This is a genomic window from Corallococcus silvisoli, from assembly GCF_009909145.1.
In the GTDB taxonomy this organism is placed as follows: Bacteria; Myxococcota; Myxococcia; order Myxococcales; family Myxococcaceae; genus Corallococcus; species Corallococcus silvisoli.
The window spans coordinates 193,672-214,216 of the sequence record NZ_JAAAPJ010000011.1 but is presented as its reverse complement, the minus strand read 5'-3'; the positions used below and the strand labels follow the sequence as shown (position 1 = coordinate 214,216).

At 70.4% G+C, this 20,545-nt stretch carries 14 protein-coding genes; 3 read left to right on the top strand and 11 right to left on the bottom strand.

What is annotated here, in order from left to right; all coding sequences use genetic code 11:
* Nucleotides 1-5: 5 nt before the first annotated feature.
* The 5 genes from GTY96_RS22775 to GTY96_RS22755 all read right to left on the bottom strand — a co-directional run bounded on the left by GTY96_RS22775 (nucleotide 6) and on the right by GTY96_RS22755 (nucleotide 8,837).
* On the bottom strand, nucleotides 6-3,473 hold the full coding sequence (locus GTY96_RS22775; protein ID WP_161665762.1) for a PD40 domain-containing protein: 3,468 nt from the start codon (nucleotides 3,471-3,473) through the stop codon (nucleotides 6-8).
* On the bottom strand, nucleotides 3,467-4,006 hold the full coding sequence (locus tag GTY96_RS22770; RefSeq protein WP_161665761.1) for a DUF1318 domain-containing protein: 540 nt from the start codon (nucleotides 4,004-4,006) through the stop codon (nucleotides 3,467-3,469). Before GTY96_RS22770 ends, GTY96_RS22775 begins: the two co-directional genes overlap by 7 nt.
* On the bottom strand, nucleotides 4,003-7,689 hold the full coding sequence (locus GTY96_RS22765; RefSeq protein WP_161665760.1) for a translocation/assembly module TamB domain-containing protein: 3,687 nt from the start codon (nucleotides 7,687-7,689) through the stop codon (nucleotides 4,003-4,005). Before GTY96_RS22765 ends, GTY96_RS22770 begins: the two co-directional genes overlap by 4 nt.
* 121 nt (nucleotides 7,690-7,810) lie before the next feature.
* Nucleotides 7,811-8,587, bottom strand: a complete 777-nt coding sequence (locus tag GTY96_RS22760; protein ID WP_161665759.1) for a hypothetical protein — start codon at nucleotides 8,585-8,587, stop codon at nucleotides 7,811-7,813.
* A gap of 4 nt (nucleotides 8,588-8,591) precedes the next feature.
* Entirely contained in the window at nucleotides 8,592-8,837 is a 246-nt protein-coding gene (locus GTY96_RS22755) for a hypothetical protein (RefSeq protein WP_143906778.1), read from the bottom strand.
* Nucleotides 8,838-8,893: 56 nt separating this feature from the next.
* Between GTY96_RS22755 and GTY96_RS22750 the strand changes: the two genes are divergently transcribed.
* The gene (locus GTY96_RS22750; RefSeq protein ID WP_143906780.1) at nucleotides 8,894-9,397 is read left to right on the top strand and encodes a hypothetical protein; all 504 of its coding nucleotides are present in this window, start codon (nucleotides 8,894-8,896) and stop codon (nucleotides 9,395-9,397) included.
* Nucleotides 9,398-9,463: 66 nt separating this feature from the next.
* Here the strand turns inward: GTY96_RS22750 and GTY96_RS22745 are convergent, their stop codons facing one another.
* From GTY96_RS22745 to GTY96_RS22735, 3 genes are all read right to left on the bottom strand, one after another.
* Nucleotides 9,464-11,641 carry a 3-hydroxyacyl-CoA dehydrogenase NAD-binding domain-containing protein gene (locus tag GTY96_RS22745; protein ID WP_161665758.1) on the bottom strand — a complete coding sequence of 726 codons (2,178 nt, stop codon included), beginning with the start codon at nucleotides 11,639-11,641 and terminating at the stop codon, nucleotides 9,464-9,466.
* A 38-nt stretch (nucleotides 11,642-11,679) separates the two neighbouring features.
* Complete coding sequence (locus GTY96_RS22740; RefSeq protein ID WP_143906784.1) at nucleotides 11,680-12,891, bottom strand: acetyl-CoA C-acetyltransferase; 1,212 nt, start codon at nucleotides 12,889-12,891, stop codon at nucleotides 11,680-11,682.
* 216 nt (nucleotides 12,892-13,107) lie between these two features.
* Nucleotides 13,108-14,418, bottom strand: a complete 1,311-nt coding sequence (locus GTY96_RS22735) for an FAD-binding oxidoreductase (RefSeq protein ID WP_161665757.1) — start codon at nucleotides 14,416-14,418, stop codon at nucleotides 13,108-13,110.
* 188 nt (nucleotides 14,419-14,606) lie between these two features.
* Between GTY96_RS22735 and GTY96_RS22730 the strand changes: the two genes are divergently transcribed.
* The gene (locus GTY96_RS22730) at nucleotides 14,607-15,509 is read left to right on the top strand and encodes a LysR family transcriptional regulator (RefSeq protein WP_161665756.1); all 903 of its coding nucleotides are present in this window, start codon (nucleotides 14,607-14,609) and stop codon (nucleotides 15,507-15,509) included.
* A 16-nt stretch (nucleotides 15,510-15,525) separates the two neighbouring features.
* Here the strand turns inward: GTY96_RS22730 and GTY96_RS22725 are convergent, their stop codons facing one another.
* Both GTY96_RS22725 and GTY96_RS22720 read right to left on the bottom strand, forming a co-directional pair.
* A complete protein-coding gene (locus GTY96_RS22725) occupies nucleotides 15,526-16,047 on the bottom strand; it encodes a hypothetical protein (protein ID WP_328700972.1) in 522 nt (173 codons plus the stop codon).
* Nucleotides 16,044-16,652 (bottom strand): hypothetical protein, encoded by a 609-nt coding sequence (locus GTY96_RS22720; RefSeq protein WP_161665755.1) that lies wholly within the window; start codon nucleotides 16,650-16,652, stop codon nucleotides 16,044-16,046. Before GTY96_RS22720 ends, GTY96_RS22725 begins: the two co-directional genes overlap by 4 nt.
* Before the next feature lie 364 nt (nucleotides 16,653-17,016).
* Between GTY96_RS22720 and uvrA the strand changes: the two genes are divergently transcribed.
* Nucleotides 17,017-19,560 carry an excinuclease ABC subunit UvrA gene (gene uvrA / locus GTY96_RS22715; protein ID WP_161665754.1) on the top strand — a complete coding sequence of 848 codons (2,544 nt, stop codon included), beginning with the start codon at nucleotides 17,017-17,019 and terminating at the stop codon, nucleotides 19,558-19,560.
* Between the two features lie 45 nt (nucleotides 19,561-19,605).
* On the opposite strand, the gene GTY96_RS22710 is transcribed toward uvrA, so the two are convergent.
* A complete protein-coding gene (locus tag GTY96_RS22710) occupies nucleotides 19,606-20,370 on the bottom strand; it encodes a hypothetical protein (RefSeq protein WP_143906794.1) in 765 nt (254 codons plus the stop codon).
* Nucleotides 20,371-20,545: the final 175 nt, after the last annotated feature.

The window sequence follows — 20,545 nt, the reverse complement described above, 5'->3', positions numbered from 1 at the left end:
CCACCTCAAGGCCGTGGGGGCAGGAGCACCGCGTCTCTGACCTCCGCTGATGGATTCACACCCAGCGCCAGATAGGTTTCGAACCACGCCAGATAGGAGCGCCAGGACGGATCCTTCTGCTCCACGAGGGTGCGCCGCGCCTGTTCCACCCGCCGGTCCACGTCGAACGGCAGCCGCGCGTCCCCCGCCACCTGCAACCGGGCCGCGAACCCGAGCACGTCCAACTGGCTGACATCGACCGGCGCATGGGTGCGAGCCATCAGGGCATCAGCGTGCTCCAGCGCCTGTCCCAGCCAGCGGGCCGCCTGCGCCGGGTCCTTGCGGTCCACGGCGTTCTCCGCCAGCCGCGTCTCCGCCAGCGTCGCCGCACGAAGGTCCTCATCCCGGTCCAACGCGTCGAACTGCTCCAAAAACAGCGCACGCCGCTGCTCCAGCGCACGGGCCGCGGCGTCCAGCCTGCCGAGCCGGGCCTCCGCGTTGGCGCGCAGGCCCGCGGCGATGATGCGGTAGGCCCGCTGGACGTGCTCGGGCGTGGCGCGCGCCCACGTCAGCGTCGCCCGGACCGCGGGGGTCCCCAGGTCCCGGTCCACCTGATCCAGGTCCTCCAAGGCCCGCTGGGGCTGACCCGCGCCCAGCGCCGCGGCGCAGCGGGCCAGACGCACCACCAGCCGGTTGCGCAGCCCCTCCGCGTCGCGGGGACTTGCCTCCACTGCGGGCAGCTCCCGGTCGTAGAGCGTCAGCGCGCGCTCGAACCGGCCCGCGGCGAGGTTGGAGAGCGCCGCGCGGTCCAACGCGAGGGGGAGGAACCGGGCCTGCTTGGGCGTGGCGTCCACCATGGCCAGGGCTTGATCCGCGGCCTGCGCGGCCTCCGCTTCCCGGCCGACGTGCAGCAGCGCCCGGGCGCGGGCCAGGGACACCGCCAGCCCCGCTCCGTTCTCCACGTAGGGCAGCTTGTCCCGCTGGTCGAGGTAGCCCAGGGCGATGTGGAAGTTGCCCACCTGCGTGTGGAGCAGCCCCAGCGCGCCGAGGACCATCGCCTTGTAGCGGACGTTGTTGCGCACCAGGTCCAGGGCCACCATGTAGTGACGGTTGGCGCGCTCGGCGGCCGCGGGGTCGTGGCCGCGCAGGAAGTCCTCGTGCTGGATGGCGCCGTAGAGGGCCCGCACCGCGCGCTGGTTCTTGAGCTCCGGCCACGCGGCTCGCAGCTCCTTCACGGCGGCGGCCACGGCCTGGGCGTGGGCCCGGTCGTCCTCCAGCTTCGGCAGCTGGCGCGCGATGACATAGGCCTTCACGAAGTGCGCGAGCGGCCCGGCCATCTTCGCGGAGGTGGTGGTGACCTCCTTCTCCACCACCTCGGGGCTGACGCCGGCCCGCAGCCGCAGGCTCATGGACTCCACGGCGCTCTCCAGGGAGCCTGTCCGCCGCGTCACCAGGTCGAAGTCCGCGCGCGCTTCCTCCCACCGCTGCCTCCCCATGCGGCGATACGCGCGCCCCATCATCGCGCGGCGGAACAACCGTTCGGCCCGGCGGCGCTCCTCGGTGCCGGCCGGCGCGTCCTCGACGTAGACCGTCGCCAGGGCCTCCAGCACTCCGTCCGCGCCCAGTCCCGCCGCGCGCTCCACGGCGTCCTGCACCAGGGCCCGCCGGCGCAAGGGGTCCGTCTGCTGACGGTAGAAGGCAATCAGCGCATCCCGGACAGGGCGCGGGGGCCGCTCCTCATGCAACGCATTGACGTGCCGGCCCAGCTCCAGCGCGAAGGCATAGGCGGATCCGGCTGGCGCCGCCGCGAGCGCCTGGGCCATCGCGGCGTCCGCCTCCGCGTACGTGCGCCCCCGGTACAGGGCGCGCACGGCGGCGCGGGCGAAGTCGAGCTGGTCGTCGTCCCGGAAGACCTTGTTCGTGGAGAGCCGACGGCCTGCTTCGACCAGGGCCTCCCGGTCGTCGAGCTTGCGGTACAGCCCGTCCGCCCGTTCGAACCAGGCTTCCAGCACCGCGCGCGGCGTGGTGTCCGTCACCTGGGCCGCCTCCAACTCCTGACGCGCCCGAGTGAAGTCTCCGTCGGCCTCCGCCAGCTCGCTGCGCACCACATGCCGGAACACGGCGGAGGGAGGGCTGGGGGCCTTGGCGGGATCCAGCGCGGCCATGCGCTGCTCCTCGGCTTCGCTCAGCTCATCCAGCATCCGGCCCCGCTCGCGCTCCTTCATGTCGCGCCGGTGCGCGATGAGGATCCGCAGCGGCTCGGAGAGCCCCGCGGTGGCCGGGTCATCCACCGCGGTCATGTGACGGGCGTAGAAGTCCGCCGCGTCGAAGTCCTCGAAGGCCAGGTGGAGCTGGCTCAGGCGCATCATCAGCAGTCGGCGGGGCTTGGGCCGCGTTTCGCGCAGCAGGCGCTGGCGGTAGAGCAGGAGCTGATCCGCGCGCTTGCCGACCATCCCCAGCTCTTCGTTGAGCCGGGGCACGTCCCAGTCGCTGGGAACCTGGCCATCCAGCGGCAGCTGATACACATCCAGCGAGCGGTCGCGGGCGCACGTCGCGAGCAGGGTCGTGGCCGCGGGGGCCGGGTACTCGCAGTTCCAGCCCTCGCTGGTGAGCTGATCCGGGCTGGAGGCGGCGGCCCGCTCGGGCGCGTCGTCCTGCTCGGTGGCGAAAGGCACGCGGAACAGCACCCCGCTGTCGCTGGCGTCAATCACTCCGTCCGCGTTGGAGTCGGTGAAGAACTGCACCACGTACAGCGAGCGCCCATCGCGCGCGAAGACCGGCTGCCCGGTCTGCCCCGGCAGGTCGAGCGCCAGCGGCACCGGGACCGCGTCAGGGCGGTCCACCCGGATGGCCTCCAGATGGGGGGCGGCCCGCGCGGCGAAGCCGGGTCCCACCTGCTGCACGGAGCGTTCGACCGGGACGTACACCAGCCAGCGGCCGTCGGGAGAGAGGGTGGGGCTGGTCAGGTTGCGTTCGAGCAGGGGGCTCACGCTCCACTCGCGCCCCACCGTGACTCGCGACAGGCGGAGATCTCCCTGGATGGTGGCGCGGCTCACCAGCGCGATGTGCGAGGCATCCATCCATTCCGCCTGCAACGCGCTGGTCTCCTCCTCGAGACACCGGCGCTCCTCCGCGCCCGGCAGGTCGCGCACGCACAGCTGCCCGCTGGCCTGGTTCCGGAACGAGATGTACAGCAGGTGCTTGCCGTCGGGGCTGACGCGAGGCCAGGTCACGTCCGCGCCTTCGTCGAAGAGGCGCCGCTCGCGGCCCTGCTCCACGTCCTGGGAGTAGATCTCCGTCGCGATGTTGCGGTTGGACACGAAGAACAGCGTGTTTCCATCCGGCCCCAGTTGACCCAGGAACTGGTCCCCCACGCCCACGGTGAGCCGCGTGGGGGCGATCACGCCTCCGTCGATCTCATCGTCCTGGGCCTGGGCGCCGCTCGCGAGGAGCACGGCCAGGGTGATGAACCACCGGCCCCGGAGCGTCAGCACTTCTTCTCTCCCCAGGTGCCGTCCGCGGCCTCCACCCAGCCGCCGCACACCACGCCCTCCGCGTGCACCTGCTGCCAGTTGCGGCGCAGCGATGCTTCGGGGACGCCGGGACGGACCGTTCCCATCCAGCTCCAGAGCTGCCGCCGGGCCCGGTTCACCCGGTCCACCAGCGCGACATCGTCGGCGGACAAGCGTCCGGCCTGGCACTGGCGCCGGGTGTCCACCAGCAGCCCGTCGCGCCCTTCGCCCACGCAGTGGCGGCGCAAGAGGTCGTCGACGCGGTCCGCGGGCGTCTTGCTGATGTTCTCCACCAGCGGCGTGGGCTGGATGCCCAGGTCCTCCAACTGGTTGGGGGTGAGCGGCACCGGCGTCGGGTTCATCCCCGCGCGGGCGAGCCGCTGCTCCCCGTCCTTGAACGAGCCCGCGGCCTGCTCCTCCAGCGCCGTGGCGCGGTCGACCATGACGATCTCCGGAGCGCGGATGCACCCGGGAGCGGCGAGGGCGGCGAGCAGCAGCAACCCACGGTGTTTCATGGCGTGGCCTCCGGAGGGGTCATGGATTGGATGAGCCGGTCGACGATGGGGCCCATGGGGATGCCCCGGATTTCATCGATGCGGATCAGCTGCGCCAGCCCGCCCAGGGTGATGCGCAGGCTGCCGAAGCCGTGGTTGAAGCTCACGCGCACGTGCTCCGGATAGCCCAGGCTCAAGGCATAGCGGACGCGGTTGGTGGCCGGGTCGGTGTGGCGCGGGTCTTCGATGTCCAGCAGGTCGAGCAGGTGGCGGTTGCCGATGCGGAGGATCTCCGCGCGTCCGTTGACGCTCCGGTCCCTGGCGGAGATGACCACGGCGGCGTTGCCGTCGAAGGGCTCGCCCCGGGATGACTTCACGCCCGTCGCCCGCACGTGGGCCTCCAGGGTGGAGTTCTTCCCCTGCCAGTCCAGCAGGCACTGCCCCGTGATGCGCCCGCCCCGGACGCCCATCTCCAGCTGGCTCATGGAGACCACGTTCTGGTTGATGGTCAGGTTGCCCGCCAGCGGCGCGATGGAGAGGTGCGGCGTGGTGATGCGGCCCACCGACACGAAGCTGCTGCGCGAGAGCAGCGGGTGCTGGTCCGCGAACCGCAGCATCGAATACGGATTGACGTCGACGTCGCTCAACAGCCGCGGCAGGCCGTCCGCGAGGGTCACGTTCTCGGTCAGCGGCACGCTGCCATCCAGCGTCTCGACCTCGATGCCCGCTTCAGGCAGCCGCAGGTTCACGTTCTGGAAGGCCAGATGGGACAGGGTCCTGAAGACCACCAGGTCGGGGGAGGCCACCCGGAAATCCACGGACACCTTGCCGCTGCTCTCGATGCGGCCGGGCTGCGCGAGGCTCGCCATGTCCTGCTCCAGCTCCCCCCGGAGCGCCAGACGGCGCCGGCCCTCGCTGAGGTCGAGCCGGCCCTGGAGCTGGAGCTGCGTCCGGGTCGCCGCGTTGAACACGCGCAGGTCGGGGACGTGGATGACGCCGTTGGCCTTGCGGCGCGCGGTGAACGACCCCTCCAGGTCCTGGACCGGGTAGGGCAGCGCCGGCTTCTGTTCCAGGGAGCGGACCTTCACCCGGTGCTTCGATTCAAGCTCCCCCGCCTCCCACTGGTCGGTGAAGGTGGCGGTGTCGTCGCTGGACATGTCCGCGAAGGTCAGCCGGCGGTCGTTCATGCCCACGGAGGCCTTCTCCACCATCACCTTGCTGTGGACGATGCGCTGGGGCCCGTTGATGCGGGACTCGGCCTGCCAACGCAACGCGGGGACGTGGACGGTGACCTCGGGCTGCTTCCAGCGGAACCCCCGCACGTCCACCGCGGCGGTTCCCTCGAAGGCCGCGGTCCGCAAGGGCGTCGGGGCCAGGCGGGGAGTCCCATCCGCCGCGATGCCCGTGAGCACTCCGAACAGGGCGCCATGCAGCTCGCCGTTGAAGGCGAGCCGCGACGGCTCCAGCTCCGTGGGCACGCCGGCCCGTGTCAGGAGCGGGGCCAGGGGCCCCAGGGGCGGAAGGTCTCCCTTCAGGTCCATGCGCAGGGCGCGGGTCTTCCGGTCGAAGGCCAGCGCGGCATCCACCGCGAGCTTCAGGCCCGCCTGGCTGATGATCCCCAGCCGGAGCGACGGCTTCCGGCGGTCGACCTCCAGCGTGAGTGTCTGGTGTTGGGGCCCGGCGTCGGCTTCTCCGATGCGCAGCCCTTCGACGTGCAGGTCCAGCTCACCCTGGTGCCGCCAGGAGTCCCCTCGCGAGCTCAGCACGGCGGTGGCGCTGGTGGCTGACACGTCGTCCCATCCCGGCCGCTGCAAGCGCAGCTCCGTCCGGTGCTCCACGCGCGGAGAAGGGGCGAAGAGCGCCGTCAGCCGGCCCGTGGATGCCAGGCCCACGCCCAGACGCTGCCAGGGAAGGCTCGCGGCGATGGCGTCCGGTAGGAAGGGGCGCGCGGCGACGAGGTCCGGCGTCGCCACCTCCAGGGTGTAGGCGACATCGTCCGTGCCCTTGGTCGCGTCGAGGGATGCGTGCAGGACGCCAACATCCAGCTCCAGCCGCGCGCGGGCGCGGCTGCGTGGGGGATCGTCCAACTGGGGGAACACCTCCGACGCGTGGAGCTTCAGGTGCACCGGGCCCTTCAGCACCTCGCGCCCCTCCGAGGTGAACACCCGGAGCGCCCCCACGGGCACGTCCGCTTTCAGCGCGAAGGGCGGCTCGCCCGCGAGCGGCGCCTGGAGTTGGAATCCCAGCCGCTCCGCCGTCGCGCGGAGCCCGGCGGCACGGACCTCCAGGGCATCCACCTTCGCGGACAGCGACGCGTCCCCCGCGACCTTGAGGGGCGATGCGAGGTCGGGCCTCAGCTGGTTGCCTTGCAGCTCGCCAGACGCTTTCGGAAGGCGAAGCGCGGTCGGGCCCTGGACCTCGAGCCCCTGGAGCGTGAACGCCAGCCGGGCGGCCAACCCCTGGCGTGGATCCGGTGTCGCCGCCAGGGTGATGCGTCCCTCGCCGAGCGTCACCCGGAGCGGAGCCTGGATGAACTGGAGCGCGGCGGCCTCGACCTCCAGCCCGAACCTGCCCTGGGCTCCCAACTGGGGCATGGCGCCGAGCGTGACGTCCTGGGCGTCCAGGTGCACCTTGCCGCGCTCGAGCGAGCAGGGGCGCAGATCCGCGGGGAGCCATTGCAACAGGCGTCCCAGGTCCACGTCCGCCAGGGCCCGCGTCACCACGGGCGAGTCCTCCGCCGCGTCCGGAAGCACCACCTGCAACTGGAGCTCGGCGCTATCGGTCAGCCGCGTGCGCTCCAGGTCGACGGTGATGTGTTGCTTCTGGGCATCGAACTTCGCCAGGGCCGCGCCGTGCAGCAGCGTGCGCACCGTGAAGCGTGGGTCGAAGGTCTGCCTTTCCACATCCAGGTCCACGCGGGCGCTCGCGGCGGCGGCTCCTGCCTCCACGGACAAGGCCAACTCCAATCGCGCGAGGGCGGGAGGAAGCGCCGGACCTTCACGGCCCAGCTCCAGCATGAGGGGCTCCCCGGTCTGGCCCAGGGTCGCGAGGACCTTCCATCCCCCGGTCTCGGGCTTCCCTTCGATGTGGGCCGAGAGCCCCCGCAGGGACCAGCGGTCGACCACCGCGCCATTCCGGACGCGGACATAGCCCAGCGACACGCCCGACACGTCGAGGGTCCCGAACGGAGGCGCGGAGGCGAAGAAGTCCGCGGCCTGCCGTGAGGCGCCCAGGGAGGCCTCATCCGGTGGGGGCTCGGGGCTCCGCGCTCCTGTCGCGACCGTGAGGGACGTGGGGCCCGCGTCCTGGGCCACCACGGTCACGGCCACGTCCCGCGCCGACACCTGCTCCACCCGTGGGGTCTCGCTCAGCAGGTCGGACAGCGACCAGCGTGCCTCCAGCGTGCCGACGCGCAGCAACTCGGGCGCGGCGTCCTGGAACGGCGGAGGCGTCCACACCACCAGTCCTTCCAGCCACAGGCCGGAGAACACCTCCACCCGGGCGGTCCGGTAGTCCAGCCGCAGGCCCGTCGAGGCTTCGACCCTGGCGACGATGCGCTCCTTCAGCCAGGGCGCGCCCAGGTGGTGCAGCGCGAGGACCGCCGCGCCCACCCCCATCACCAGGGTCGCGACGAGGGTCAGGAGCACGCCCGCGATGATCCGCTTCAATCGCCGACGAGGCCGTCCAGCTCCGGGGGATTCCATGATGTTCCGTCGAGGCGAACCGGCCACCCGGGTCCTACCATGTGGCGGAATCGGGCTTCAATCCGAGGGTGCCTGCGTGGGCAGGGCGCGCAAGGACTCGCCGTGCGCCTCGGATCCGGCCTCAACCGAAGCCGGACGGGGACATTCCCGCGGCGCCTCCCGCCAGCGGCTTGTAGGGGAAGTAGAGGTTGCGCACGAAGCGGGTGAACAGGTGCTCCTCGTTCCACCGCTGACGGGCCATGCCGTACACGCCCGGGGCGCGCAGGTCGTGGGCGGAGACGCCGGCGACGAACTCGCGCTCGCTGTAGATGGCGAACACCTCATCGACCGCCGCGCGGCTGCGGTACGTGCGCAGCATCGTGCGGTAGATGAGCTCGCTCTCTTGCTGGGTGAACGCCAGCCCCTGGATGGCATGCGCCATCTCGTGGAAGACCAGGTACTGCTCCGTGTCGAGCTTGTCCTGCCGCAGGGCGATCCTCGCGCGGGGCCAGTCCGGGTGGTCCCAGAACAGGCCCGCGGCCCGGGGGGACACCGCCTTGGGATAGCCATACTTCGCCAGCGTGTGGCCGGACGGAATCAGCTCCAGCGTGAGGGGCCGGGCGGCCTCCAACCGGGCGATGAGCTGGAGGTTGCCGGAGAGCTGACGGGCAATCTCCTCCTGGACCCGCTTCACCTGCGCCGCCGGTGCGCCGTATGGCTTGAACTCCAGCTTCGCGCTCACATAGGCGCGGGCCCGCGTGGGGCCTTCCGCGGGAGGCCGGCCACCTCGGGCCTCGAAGACGTCTCCGCCATCCAGCAGGGTGAACGCACTCAGGGGCTGCTTGCGTCCGACCTCCGCCGCCAGCGGCGTGACGTCCGGTGTCGAGCCATCCAGGAGTTCGTATCGCTCGGGTTGCATGGTCTCAGGTGCAGGACTTCGCCTTCCGGTTGCAGTCGTCGACACAGCTCGGGGTCTGGGTGTCGATCTGGCTCAGATTGGAGTCCGGGGTCATCCGCTGCGGAGGCTGGTACGCGGACCGGCAGCTGTTGAGGCAGGCGTCGTACTGGCCGCGACACGATGGTGAGAGGTTCGACGTGTCGATGGTCGCGCACCCGGTGAGCAGTGTGAGCGCGGCCGTCAGGGGGAAGAGGGCGCGAAGGATTTTCATGCCCGGAAATCTAACTCGACACGTATCGAGAGTCGTTGCCCTGAAACGAGGTGAGCTTGTCCGAGGAGACCCAGAGGCTGTTCCGGGCTTGGACCTTCAAGCCCTCCGACGAGGTGAAACCCGAGGACCTGTCGGACTCCTTCATCAGCCGGGAGTACCTGCGCGCCTGGTACGTGGATGGCCGGATGGACCGGGTGGAGACCCTGGAGGAAGACGCTGTGGTCAGGGTGACCTACCTTGATCGCACTTCGCTGGATCCTGCCCTGCTGGAGCGCCACCGCGCGCTGTATGGAGAGAGAGCGGTCGCCCTCCGGTTGCGCAGCCCGATGATGCCAGTGGATGGATTCCTGATGCAGGAGTGGTTGAGCTACCTCGATCCAACCTGTCTGTTCGAGATCGTCCAGGGCTGGTGGAGCCCGGACGGCAGGCGCCGCTTCAAGACGGTCTGGCTGACGCCGGACCGGAAATTCAATGGGTCCATGGAGGACGTGTACGACGAGGATGGCATCCCGCGTGGGACGATCGCGCGGGATGCGTCGGGAGCCATCGTCCCACGTTGAGGGGGCGCGAATCGCCGCGCCAGCCGCTCCCGCCGCGCCAACACGGCGGGAGCGTTTTCGCGCCGGCTACTCCAGCTTCTCGCCGCGCTCGGCCTTGGCGACCAGCGAAGCGGGCGGCAGGAAGTGCTTCCCGTAGCGCTCCGCCAGCTCCCGCGCGCGGCTGACGAAGCCGCGAGGACCCGTGCCGGACGGCCCCTCATAGCCATTGATGTACTGCACGACGCCGCCCGTCCACGGCGGGAACCCGATGCCCAGGATGGAGCCCACGTTCGCGTCCGCGACCGAGCGCAGGACGCCCTCGTCGAAGCAGCGCACCGTGTCGATGGCCTCCGCGAACAGCATCCGCTCCTTCATGTCCTCGAAAGGGATGGTGTGCCCGGCCTTGGCGTAGTGCCGCGCCAGCCCCGGCCAGAGGTTCGTGCGCTTGCCGTCCTCGTAGTCGTAGAACCCGCCGCCGGTGGAGCGGCCCTTGCGTTGGTGCTGGTCGATCATCGAGTCCACCACCGCGTAGCTGCCGTGCTCCGCCCACGGCTGCCCCGCGGCCACGGTGGCCGCCTTCGTCTCCTCGCGGATCTTCCGGGGCAGCGTCAGCGTCAATTCGTCCATCAGCTGGAGCGGGGCGGCGGGGTAGCCCGCCTGGAGTCCCGCCTGCTCGATGGACGCGGGCGCGATGCCTTCGCCCACCATCGCCAGGGCCTCGTTGAGGAACGTGCCAATCACGCGGCTGGTGAAGAAGCCCCGGCTGTCATTGACGACGATGGGCGTCTTTCCAATCTGCACCGCGATGTCGATGGCCTTCGCGAGCGTCGCGTCACCCGTCTGCTTGCCCGCGATGAGCTCCAGCAGCGGCATCTTGTCCACCGGCGAGAAGAAGTGCATCCCGACGAAGTCCGGCGGGCGCGACACCCCTTCCGCGAGCAGGGAGATGGGCAGGGTGGAGGTGTTGGACGCCAGCACCGCGTCCGGCGCCACCACGCCTTGAATCTCCTGGAACACCTTGTGCTTGAGCTTCACGTCCTCGAAGACCGCTTCGATGACCAGGTCGCAGCCCGCGAGCGCGGCCGGGTCCTCCGCGGGGGTGATGCGCGCCAGCAGCGCGTCGCCCTTCTCCTTCGTGAGGGAGCCCTTCTGGACGGACTTCTCCACCAGCTTGACGGAGTAGCCCTTGCCCTTCTCCGCGGACGCGACGCTCACGTCCTTGAGCACCACGTCGATGCCCGCCTTGGCGCACACGTACGCGATGCCCGCGCCCATCATCCCCGCGCCCAGCACGCCGACCTTCTTCGCGGTGTGCTGCGGGAAGCCCTTCGGACGGCCGCCGCCGGAGTTGATGTGCTGCATGTCGAAGAAGAACGCCTGCATCATGTTCTTCGCGACCTGCCCCGTGGCCAGCTCCGTGAAGTAGCGCGACTCCACGGTGAACGCCGTGTCGATGTCCACCTGCGTGCTCTCCACCGCCACCGCCATGATGGCGCGGGGCGCCGGCATGTTCGCGCCCTTCAACTGCTTGCGGAGGTTGGCGGGGAACGCGGGCAGGTTCGCCGCGAGGGCCGGGGAGGAGGGCGTACCGCCGGGAATCTTGTAGCCCTTCTGGTCCCACGGCTGCTGCGCGGTCGGGTTCGCCTTCACCCACGCCTTCGCCGCGGGCAGGAGCGCGTCCACGGACGCCACCACCTCATGCACCAGCCCCAGCTCCTTCGCCTCCTGCGGGCGGTAGCGCTGGCCCTGGAGCAGCACCTTCATCAGCGCGTCCACGATGCCCAGCATGCGCACCGTGCGCACCACGCCGCCGCCGCCGGGCAACAGGCCCAACGTCACCTCCGGCAGGCCCAGTTGGACGCCCTTCACGTCCGCGGCGATGCGGCGGTGACACGCGAGCGCGATCTCCAGCCCGCCGCCCAGCGCCGCGCCGTTGATGGCCGCGACCACGGGCCGGCCCAGCGTCTCCAGGGCGCGCAGCTGTGACTTGATCTCCTGGCCCAGCTCGAAGACCTGCTGGGCTTCTTCCTTCTTCACGCGGCGCAGGTCGTTCAGGTCGCCGCCCGCGAAGAACGTCTTCTTCGCGGAGGTGATGATCACGCCCGTGATGCGGTCCTTCTCCTGGACCAGCCGGTCCACCGCCGCGCGCATGGACTTCACGTAGGCGGCGTTCATGGTGTTGGCGGACTGGCTCGGGTCATCCATCGTCAAGACGACGATGCCGTCGGCGTCCTGGTCCCAGCGCAGGGTGTTCTGTTCGCTCATGGGTTCGCTCGAATGGGGTCGAAAGGGGAGGGAAGGCTTCAGACGCGCTCGACGAGGGTGGCCACGCCCATCCCGCCGCCAACGCAGAGGGTGACGACCGCGCGGCGCGCCTGCCGCCGCTCCAGCTCGTCCACCACGGTGCCCAAAATCATGGCGCCGGTGGCGCCCAGCGGGTGGCCCATGGCGATGGCGCCGCCGTTGACGTTGAGCTTGTCGTCCGGGATGTCCAGGTCCTTCTGGTACTTGAGCACCACGGAGGCGAAGGCCTCGTTGAGCTCGAACAGGTCGATGTCGCGGGCCTTCAGGCCGGCGATGTCGAGCAGCTTCCGCGTGGCCGGCAGCGGCCCCGTGAGCATGATGGTGGGGTCCGCCCCGGACGTGGCGACCGCGGCGATGCGCGCGCGCGGCGTGAGGCCCAGCTCCCGGCCGACCTTCTCCGAACCCACCAGCACGAGCGCCGCGCCGTCCACGATGCCGGACGAGTTGCCCGGCGTGTGCACGTGATGGATGCGCTCCACGGCGTGGTACTTCTGGAGCGCCACCGCGTCGAAGCCGCCCGCCTCGCCCATCCCGGCGAAGGCCGGGTTGAGCTGGCCCAGCGAGGCCACCGTGGAGTCCGGGCGCATGTATTCGTCGCGCGCCAGCACCGTGAGGCCGTTCTGGTCCACCACGGGGACGACGGACTTCTGGAAGTAGCCGTTGGCCCAGGCCTTCGCGGCGCGCTCCTGCGAGCGCACGGCGTAGCGGTCCACGTCCTCGCGGGTGAAGCCCTCCAGCGTCGCGATGAGGTCCGCGGAGATGCCCTGGGGGACGAAGTACGTGTCGTAGTTGGTGGCGGGGTCCATGGCCCACGCGCCGCCGTCGGAGCCCATGGGGACGCGGGACATGCTCTCCACGCCACCCGCGATGACCAGCTGCTCCCAGCCGGAGCGCACCTGCTGCGCGGCCATGTTCACCGCCGTGAGGCCGGAGGCGCAGAAGCGGTTGAGCTGCACGCCGCCGGTGGTGTCCGGCAGTCCGGCCGCGAGCACCACGGTCCGCGCGATGTCCGCACCCTGGTCTCCCACCGGAGACACGACGCCCAGCACCACGTCGTCGATTCGCTGGGGGTCCAGGGTCGGGTGTCGCTTCTTGAGCGCGTCCACCAGGCCGACGAGCAGCGACACCGGCTTGGTGCCGTGCAGGGCGCCCTTCTTGCCCTTGCCGCGAGGGGTACGAACGGCGTCGAAGATGAAAGCTTCCTGGCTCACGGGGGAGCCTCCTTGGAAGATGGGGAGGGGTACTTCGCCATGCCCGCCGACACCGTGTCGAGCGTCCCGGGGCCTTGACGGCCGATGACATCCCGGTTTCATCACCTGGGAGAAGAACATGCCATCACTTCAAGTGCGGCCCCCGCGGCCCGCGGCTCGGTGTCGAAGCTGGGGCGCTACAGCGTCGTGCCTCGCTGAAGCAGCGCATGCGCGCCGCTACAGCCCGAGCGCCGCCTTGCAGGTCTTCGTGTAGAGGTCCCGGAAGAGGTTGTCCGGGTCGGTGCGCCGCTTCACGGCCTGGAACGTCTCCTTGTTCCAGATGCTCCAGAAGGTCTGCTCGTCATAGTAGTTGTAGGAGATGAGCGTCTTGGTGCCGTTGATGCGTTGCAACGCGTCCTCGAACTCCTTGTAGAGGTTGCGGCCCGGTGGCTGGGGCATGCCGTAGACGGCGAGGTCCAGGAAGAGCGGATCGCTCATGCCGGCCCACCACTGCGGTGTCAGCCATTCGTAGTCCCGCGTCCGCCGGAAGGGCACGCACCACACCGGGTAGTGCTTCATCTCGCGGTGGTACCAGTCCATGAACTCGGCCGTGCGTGAGAACGGGACGAACACGTCCACGATGACCGGCGGGTCCTTCGCGGGCAGCAGCTGGTGGAAGCGGTTCGCGGTCCTGAGCACGCTGTCTGAATGGATCAGCTTCCCGAACAACGCCCGCGCCAGCAGGCTCCGGGGCCTCGCGTGGGTGACGCCCCGGTTGTAGCGGAAGAGATAGTCATACGTGGTGAGGTAGTCCTCGCGCCGGCGCGGGATGGTCTCGCAGTACGCGGTCATCCATTCGTAGCGGTTCACGTATGGCGCCCGGTCCACGAAGTGGCCCACGCACAGCACGTGCTTCGTGGGGGAGAAGATCTGCCCGTCCAGGTAGTCCGCGTCCTGGGCATGGAAGTGGCGCAGGATGGCCTGCTGGAAGGACTCCAGCGAGGTGTGGGGCTCGTACGTCACGCGCACGAAGGGGGCGGCGCGCACGAGCCTGAACTTGAGCCGCGACAGGATGCCGAGCGTCCCGAACGAGCCGTGCATCATCTGGAAGAGGAGCGGCTCCTCCTGGGGGGAGCAGCGCAGCACCTCGCCCTTCGCGGTGAGGACCTCGTACTCCAGACAGGTGTCGTGGAAGCCGCCCTGCCGGAAGGACATGGACTCGATGGAGCACCCCGCGACCGCGCCTCCCAGCGTGATGGTCTTGTGCTCCGGGACGATGAAGGGGACGAGCCCGAAGGGCAGCGTCGCGCGCACCACCGCGTCGAAGGTGACCGCGGGCTCGGCCGTGCAGGTCATCCCCACCGGGTCGATCTCCAGGATCTGGTCCAGGTCCCCCAGGTCCACCTTCTCATCGCGGCGCCGCGAATCGAACCGCTTGGGGACCTGGTGGGGCGGCGTCTTCTTCTTGAAGGACGCCGGGCCCGCTCCCTTTCGCTGTCGCAGCTGCCGGGCGATGGCTTCCACCTTCGCCTCATGGACCGTGGACATCCTTCCCTCCGGGGTGGGTGCGGTGGAGAGGATACCGGCGCGCCGCGAGCCCCTGGGCGACGGCGTGCGGCCTTCCTGTCCGTCTGTCCTGCGCGCGACCGACCCGTGCATCGCGCCGCCTGTCGGAGCCCGTCCGGCTCCGCGAAGAAGACGCGGGGCCTGAACGGGCTGACTATGATGGCGCCACGATGGCGCTGACGCCCCTCAACGAGCTGGCCGTGTTCGTCACCGTGGCGAGGCGACGGAACTTCACCCAGGCCGCGCGCGAGCTGGGCGTCTCCACGTCGGCGGTGAGTCAGTCGGTGCGGCAGCTGGAGGCGCGGCTGGGTTCGGCGCTGCTCGCGCGCACCACGCGCAACGTGTCCCTCACCGACGCGGGCCGCCGGCTGATGGCGCTCGCGGCGCCGGGGCTGGAGTCCGCGCTGGAGGCGCTCGAGCGGTTCCCCGCGGAGGGCACCCAGCTCACCGGCACCCTGCGCCTCACGGCGCCGACCATGGCGCTGCCGGGCGTGCTGGAGCCCGTGCTGCCCCGCTTCGCCCAGGCCCATCCGCACGTGCGCATCGAGGTGGGGGTGACGGACGGCTTCGTGAACATCGTGGAGGAGGGGCTCGACGCGGGCATCCGGCTGATGGAGTCCGTGGAGCGCGACATGGTGCAGGTGCGCCTGACGCCCGCCTTCCGCTTCCTCGTCGTCGCGTCCCCGGACTACCTGGAGCGCCACGGCCGGCCCGTGAAGCCGGAGGACCTGTCGGACCACTCCTGCATCGGCTTCCGCTCGCCCACCACGGGCCTGCCCTACCGCTGGGAGCTGGAGCGCGGCCGGCGCGAGCTGCGCGTCCCGGTGACGGGCCCGCTGGTGACGGACCACTCGGGGCTCATCATCCGCATGGCGCTGGCGGGGCTGGGACTCGCGTACATGGCCGAACTCTCGGTCGCGCCCCACCTGCGCGAGGGCAGCCTCGTCCCCGTGCTGGAGGACTGGTCGCCCACCGTGCCCGGCCTCTACCTCTACTATCCCCACCGTGCGCGGGCCTCCGCCCCCCTGCGGGCCTTCATCGACGTGGCGCGAAGCACGCTGCCTCAGCCCTGAGCACCCCCCGGAAGCGTCAGCGCGGAGGCGCGGCGCAGTCCGTGGCGCTGGCCGCTCGCCGCCAGCCCAGCCACAGGGAGACCCCCAAGGCCGGCAGCGTGAACAGGTCCGTGAGGTCCATCGTGTGCTGCGTGGGCACCAGTGACGGGATGCGCGCGCCGCTCAACCACGCGCCGAGCACGCGGAAGGGCCATTGCAGCCCGCCCAAGGCCCAACTCCACGCATCCCCCGCGTCCGGTGAAAGCTTCGTCGCGGAGAAGCACAGCCCCGTCAGCAGCACCGCGCCCACGAGCACGGAGAAGGAGGGGCGGAAGTCCCGAGCACGAAAGCCCGCTACCTGTTCCCAGAGCGCTTGGAGGAGCAGGGGGAACATCGCGAGCCCGGCGACGTCGGACAGCTTCCCCGTCCACCACGAGGGCCAGCGCGCCTTGAAGACGTGGTCATTCAAGACGAGCAGGACGATGGCTCCCAGCACCACGGGGTGCAGGAGGCCACTGCCTCGGGTGGGGGGCGTGCGGGGTGGCTCCAGGACGATCACGGCGCTGACACGGTCACGCTGAAGCCCTCCGGCACTGCGCTCATTCCCCGGACGCGCGCTCCGGCCACGACAGTCCAGTCAATCTGGAGCGAGCCCTTGGGACCCTCCGCCTGCATCTCGAAGCGCACGCGCGCGGTGTATTCACAGGGGCCCTCGAGCTTGCAGGTCGTCTCCAGGCGCGTGAGGTGCTCCCGTGTGATGGGTTCGCCCGCCAGTGGAGCGGTGTCCTGCATCCTCCCTCCGGCGACTTCGTTTCCGGTGGACAGCGAGAAGCTGAACCGGGGGCGGGCCGTCTCGTCAGGGTCTTCGGGCAACCACCGCAGGGTGAATTTCGTAAGCGCGGTCGGTTCGACGGTCCTCGCGTGCGACTTCGAAGCGGTCACGCGGATCACCAGGTCGCGTTGGAAGTTCGGGGCCTGGTTCGTGAGCGTCACTGGCTCGCCGGCGAACACCTCGGAGGTGACGAGGGGCGACAACGCCTCCGACGTCGCCACCGAGGCCGCGCAGGCCAGCAGCAGGCCCGCGCGCGCGGCCCATCGCGACAGGTGGGCGCGAGGGGGCGTGGTCAGCGAAGGCGCGACAGGGGGCCGCGACGCTTCAAACATGGTTCCGAAGTCACTTTCTCCAAAGCGTCCCGGTGACGTCTGGATGGGGGGCTTCCGCGAGGTGTGGCCCGAGCGCACAGCAATCCGGATGCCATGTGCCGTACAGAGGGGGAGGGCTTCCCACACGGCGCGTACCATGCCCCCGGGCGCGACACCCGTGTCGCATTCTTGAACGGGCCGCGGGAGAAGGCGGCACGCGTGCGCGAGCTGCCCGCGCGCGGGAGCTGGGACGCCGGCGGACGCAGGGCGTGAGCGGAGACCTCTGGCTGGAATCCGACAGCGCGACGGCGCGCCATTTCGCATCCTCCACGACGGCCTCCACTTCGTTCCCCTGTGGCGGCGGTCGCCGCGCTATCCGTCTCCCATGGCTCCCCCCAAGGCTCCGCGTTCCCGCAAGACTTCCGACCCCACCGGCTTCGTCCGAGTCCGGGGGGCCCGGGAGCACAACCTGAAGCACGTCGACGTGGACATCCCCCGCGATGCGCTGGTGGTCTTCACTGGGGTCTCCGGCTCCGGCAAGTCATCGCTCGCGTTCGGGACGCTCTACGCGGAAGCGCAGCGGCGCTATTTCGAATCCGTGGCCCCGTATGCCCGGCGCCTGATTGATCAGGTGGGGGTTCCGGAGGTGGACGCCATCGACGGGCTGCCCCCGGCGGTGGCGCTCCAACAGCACCGGGGCGCGCCGACGTCGCGCTCGTCGGTGGGCAGCGTGACGACGCTGTCGAACTCCGTGCGCATGCTGTACTCGCGCGCGGGCACGTATCCGCCGAAGCTGGGGCGGCTGGACTCGGATGCGTTCTCGCCGAACACCCCCGCGGGTGCGTGCCCGACGTGCCACGGCATCGGCCGGACGTTCGAAGTGACCGAGCGCTCCATGGTGCCCGACGACCGCCTGAGCATCCGCGAGCGCGCCGTCGCCGCGTGGCCGCCCGCGTGGCACGGCCAGAACCTGCGCGACATCCTGGTGACGCTCGGCTACGACGTCGACACGCCCTGGCGCGACCTGCCGAAGAAGGACCGCCAGTGGATCCTCTTCACCGACGAGCAGCCCACCGTCCCTGTCTACGCGGGCTTCACGTCGGCGGAGGTGAAGCGGGCCCTCGCGCGCAAGGATCCGCCCAGCTACATGGGCACGTTCACCGGCGCGAAGCGCTACGTGCTGACCACCTTCGCGACGACCCAGAGCGCGATGATGAAGAAGCGCGTCGCCCGCTACATGGTCGCCAGCGAGTGCCCGACCTGTGAAGGCAAGCGCCTGAAGCGCGAGTCGCTGTCGGTGACGTTCGGGGGGCGGGACATCGGTGAGCTGTCCCGCCTGCCCCTGGAGCAGGTCGCGGACCTCCTGCGGGCCACGGCGGAAGGGAAGGGAAAGGCCGCGGAGGCGATGGCGCGGGAGCACCCGGAGAAGGTCATCGTCGCCCAGCGCATCACCAAGGACCTGCTCGCGCGCATCCAGGTGCTGACGGACCTGGGGCTGGGCTACCTGTCGCTGGAGCGCGCCACGCCCGCGCTGTCTCCGGGCGAGCTGCAGCGGCTGAGGCTGGCCACCCAGGTGCGCTCCAACCTCTTCGGCGTGGTGTACGTGATGGACGAGCCGTCCGCGGGCCTGCACCCGGCGGACACGGAGGCGCTGCTCACGGCGCTGGACCGGCTGAAGGAGGCGGGCAACTCGCTCTTCGTCGTGGAGCATGAAGTGGACGTCATCCGCCACGCGGACTGGCTCGTCGACGTGGGGCCCGCCGCGGGGGAGCACGGGGGGCGTGTGCTCTACAGCGGGCCGCCAGAAGGGCTCGCGAAGGTGGAGGCGTCCCGGACGCGGCGCTACCTCTTCGACGAGGAGGCCGTGCGCCGCCGCGCGCCCCGAAAGGCCACCGGGCGGCTGCGGCTGGAGGGCGTGAAGCGCAACAACCTGCGCGGGCTGGACGTGGACTTCCCGCTGGGAGTCTTCACCACCGTGACGGGCGTGTCCGGCTCCGGCAAGTCCAGCCTCGTGAGCCAGGCCCTGGTGGAGTTGGTCGCCGCGAGGCTGGGGCAGACGCTGACGCCGGACGAGGAGGAGGGCGAGCCGTTGGACCGCGAGCCGTCGGTGGCCAGCGAGGGGCACATCGTGGAAGGGATGGACTCGCTCAAGCGGTTGGTGACGGTGGACCAGAAGCCCATTGGCCGCACGCCGCGCTCCAACCTGGCCACCTACACGGGCCTGTTCGACCACGTGCGCAAGCTGTTCGCGGCGACGCCCCTGGCGAAGTCGCGCAAGTACGGCGCGGGGCGCTTCTCCTTCAACACGGTGGGCGGACGCTGCGAGACCTGCGAGGGCGAAGGCTTCGTCAGCGTGGAGCTGCTCTTCCTGCCCAGCGTCTACGCGCCGTGCCCGACGTGCCACGGCACTCGCTACAACGCGAAGACGCTGGAGGTGCGCTACCGCGAGCGGAGCATCGCGGACGTCCTGGGCATGACGGTGGACGGCGCGTTCGACTTCTTCACCGACGCGCCGCCGCTCCAACGCGCGCTCAAGGTGTTGCGCGACGTGGGCCTGGGCTACCTGCGGCTGGGGCAGCCCGCGACGGAGCTGTCCGGTGGCGAAGCCCAGCGCATCAAGCTGGCCACGGAGCTGCAACGCACGCAGCACGGGGACACGCTCTACGTGCTGGACGAGCCCACGACGGGGCTGCATCCGGCGGACGTGGACAAGCTGATGACGCAGCTGGAGGGGCTGGTGGACGCGGGCAACACGGTCATCGTCGTGGAGCACGACCTGCGCGTCGTCGCCGCCAGCGACCACGTCATCGACGTGGGACCCGGCGCGGGGAACGCCGGAGGCCGGGTGGTGGCGCAGGGAACGCCCGAGTCCGTGGCGAAGGTGAAGGACAGCCGCACCGCGCCGTACCTCGCGCGCGTGTTGGGGTGACGGCGCCCGCGGCCGGTGCGCCGTCAGCCCTGGAGGCGGACGGGCTCAGTCCTTGCCGTGATGGCCACCGCCGTGGTCATCGTCGGAGTCCTCGCCGCCGTCGCGATCGTCGTCGTCGAAGGCGTCGATGGAGTCGCGCAGGTTGTTCTCCAGCCGCGAGCGGTTGCGCTCGTCACGCGGATCCAACCGCGCGCCGCCCTCGCCCGTGAACCAGCTGCTGGGGTCGATGTTGATGGTCACGTTCTGGTCGCCGCCGCCGGTGACCTCGAAGCTCGCCTCGCGCTCCTGTTCCACCCGGACGCTGGACACGAACTGGAAGGGCTCGCCGTCGATGCGCCCGTTGATGACGATGGAGGCGCCCAGCTCCGCCAGCTCCTTCAGCGCCGCGTTGTCGCCCGCTTCGGTGACGGAGACCTTGCCGATGTCGAACTCAATCTCATCGTAGATGCCCGCCACCACCGACACGTCGCGCAACTGGACGACCTGGCCCTCCAGCGCCGTGCCCGACAGGTCGATGAGGAACGCGCCCGTGCGCTGCTTGTGCTCGCCATTGTCGTCGGTGCCCGTGCCAGCGTCTTCCTTCGACACGTCGTCGTGATGGCCCTCGCGCTTGAGCTCCAGCTCGCGGATCGACAGCCGCACCCGCTCCACGGTGATGCCATTGGAGAGCTCCAACCGCTGCGTGACCTGGCGCGGGAGGCCGGCACTCGAGGTCGCGGAGCCCATCCGCGTGCTCAACCCCACCGACGAGGTCCCATTGCCACACGCGGACAGGCACAGGATGGACGCGAACAGACCGATGAAACGCATGACGTGTATCCCCAGGTTCTGGAGGGCGCGTTGCGATGGGCCGCCTTCCGTTGAAAAGGAAGGAGTCCGGCCGCGCGAAACGGCCACGGCCGGGAGTTTCCCCGCGGCTTTCTTGCGGGGTGGGACATCCGCTTCCAGGGGCTCCAGCCTCCGGACGGGCGGGGGCCGTGGCCGG

Coding starts and splice junctions, on each gene's coding strand:
- GTY96_RS22770 (WP_161665761.1), bottom strand. CDS start 4,006: ATGAAACACCGTGGGTTGCTGCTGCTCGCCGCCCTCGCCGCTCCCGGG.
- GTY96_RS22765 (WP_161665760.1), bottom strand. CDS start 7,689: ATGGAATCCCCCGGAGCTGGACGGCCTCGTCGGCGATTGAAGCGGATC.
- GTY96_RS22760 (WP_161665759.1), bottom strand. CDS start 8,587: ATGCAACCCGAGCGATACGAACTCCTGGATGGCTCGACACCGGACGTC.
- GTY96_RS22755 (WP_143906778.1), bottom strand. CDS start 8,837: ATGAAAATCCTTCGCGCCCTCTTCCCCCTGACGGCCGCGCTCACACTG.
- GTY96_RS22745 (WP_161665758.1), bottom strand. CDS start 11,641: ATGAGCGAACAGAACACCCTGCGCTGGGACCAGGACGCCGACGGCATC.
- GTY96_RS22735 (WP_161665757.1), bottom strand. CDS start 14,418: ATGTCCACGGTCCATGAGGCGAAGGTGGAAGCCATCGCCCGGCAGCTG.
- GTY96_RS22730 (WP_161665756.1), top strand. CDS start 14,607: ATGGCGCTGACGCCCCTCAACGAGCTGGCCGTGTTCGTCACCGTGGCG.
- GTY96_RS22720 (WP_161665755.1), bottom strand. CDS start 16,652: ATGTTTGAAGCGTCGCGGCCCCCTGTCGCGCCTTCGCTGACCACGCCC.
- uvrA (WP_161665754.1), top strand. CDS start 17,017: ATGGCTCCCCCCAAGGCTCCGCGTTCCCGCAAGACTTCCGACCCCACC.
- GTY96_RS22710 (WP_143906794.1), bottom strand. CDS start 20,370: ATGCGTTTCATCGGTCTGTTCGCGTCCATCCTGTGCCTGTCCGCGTGT.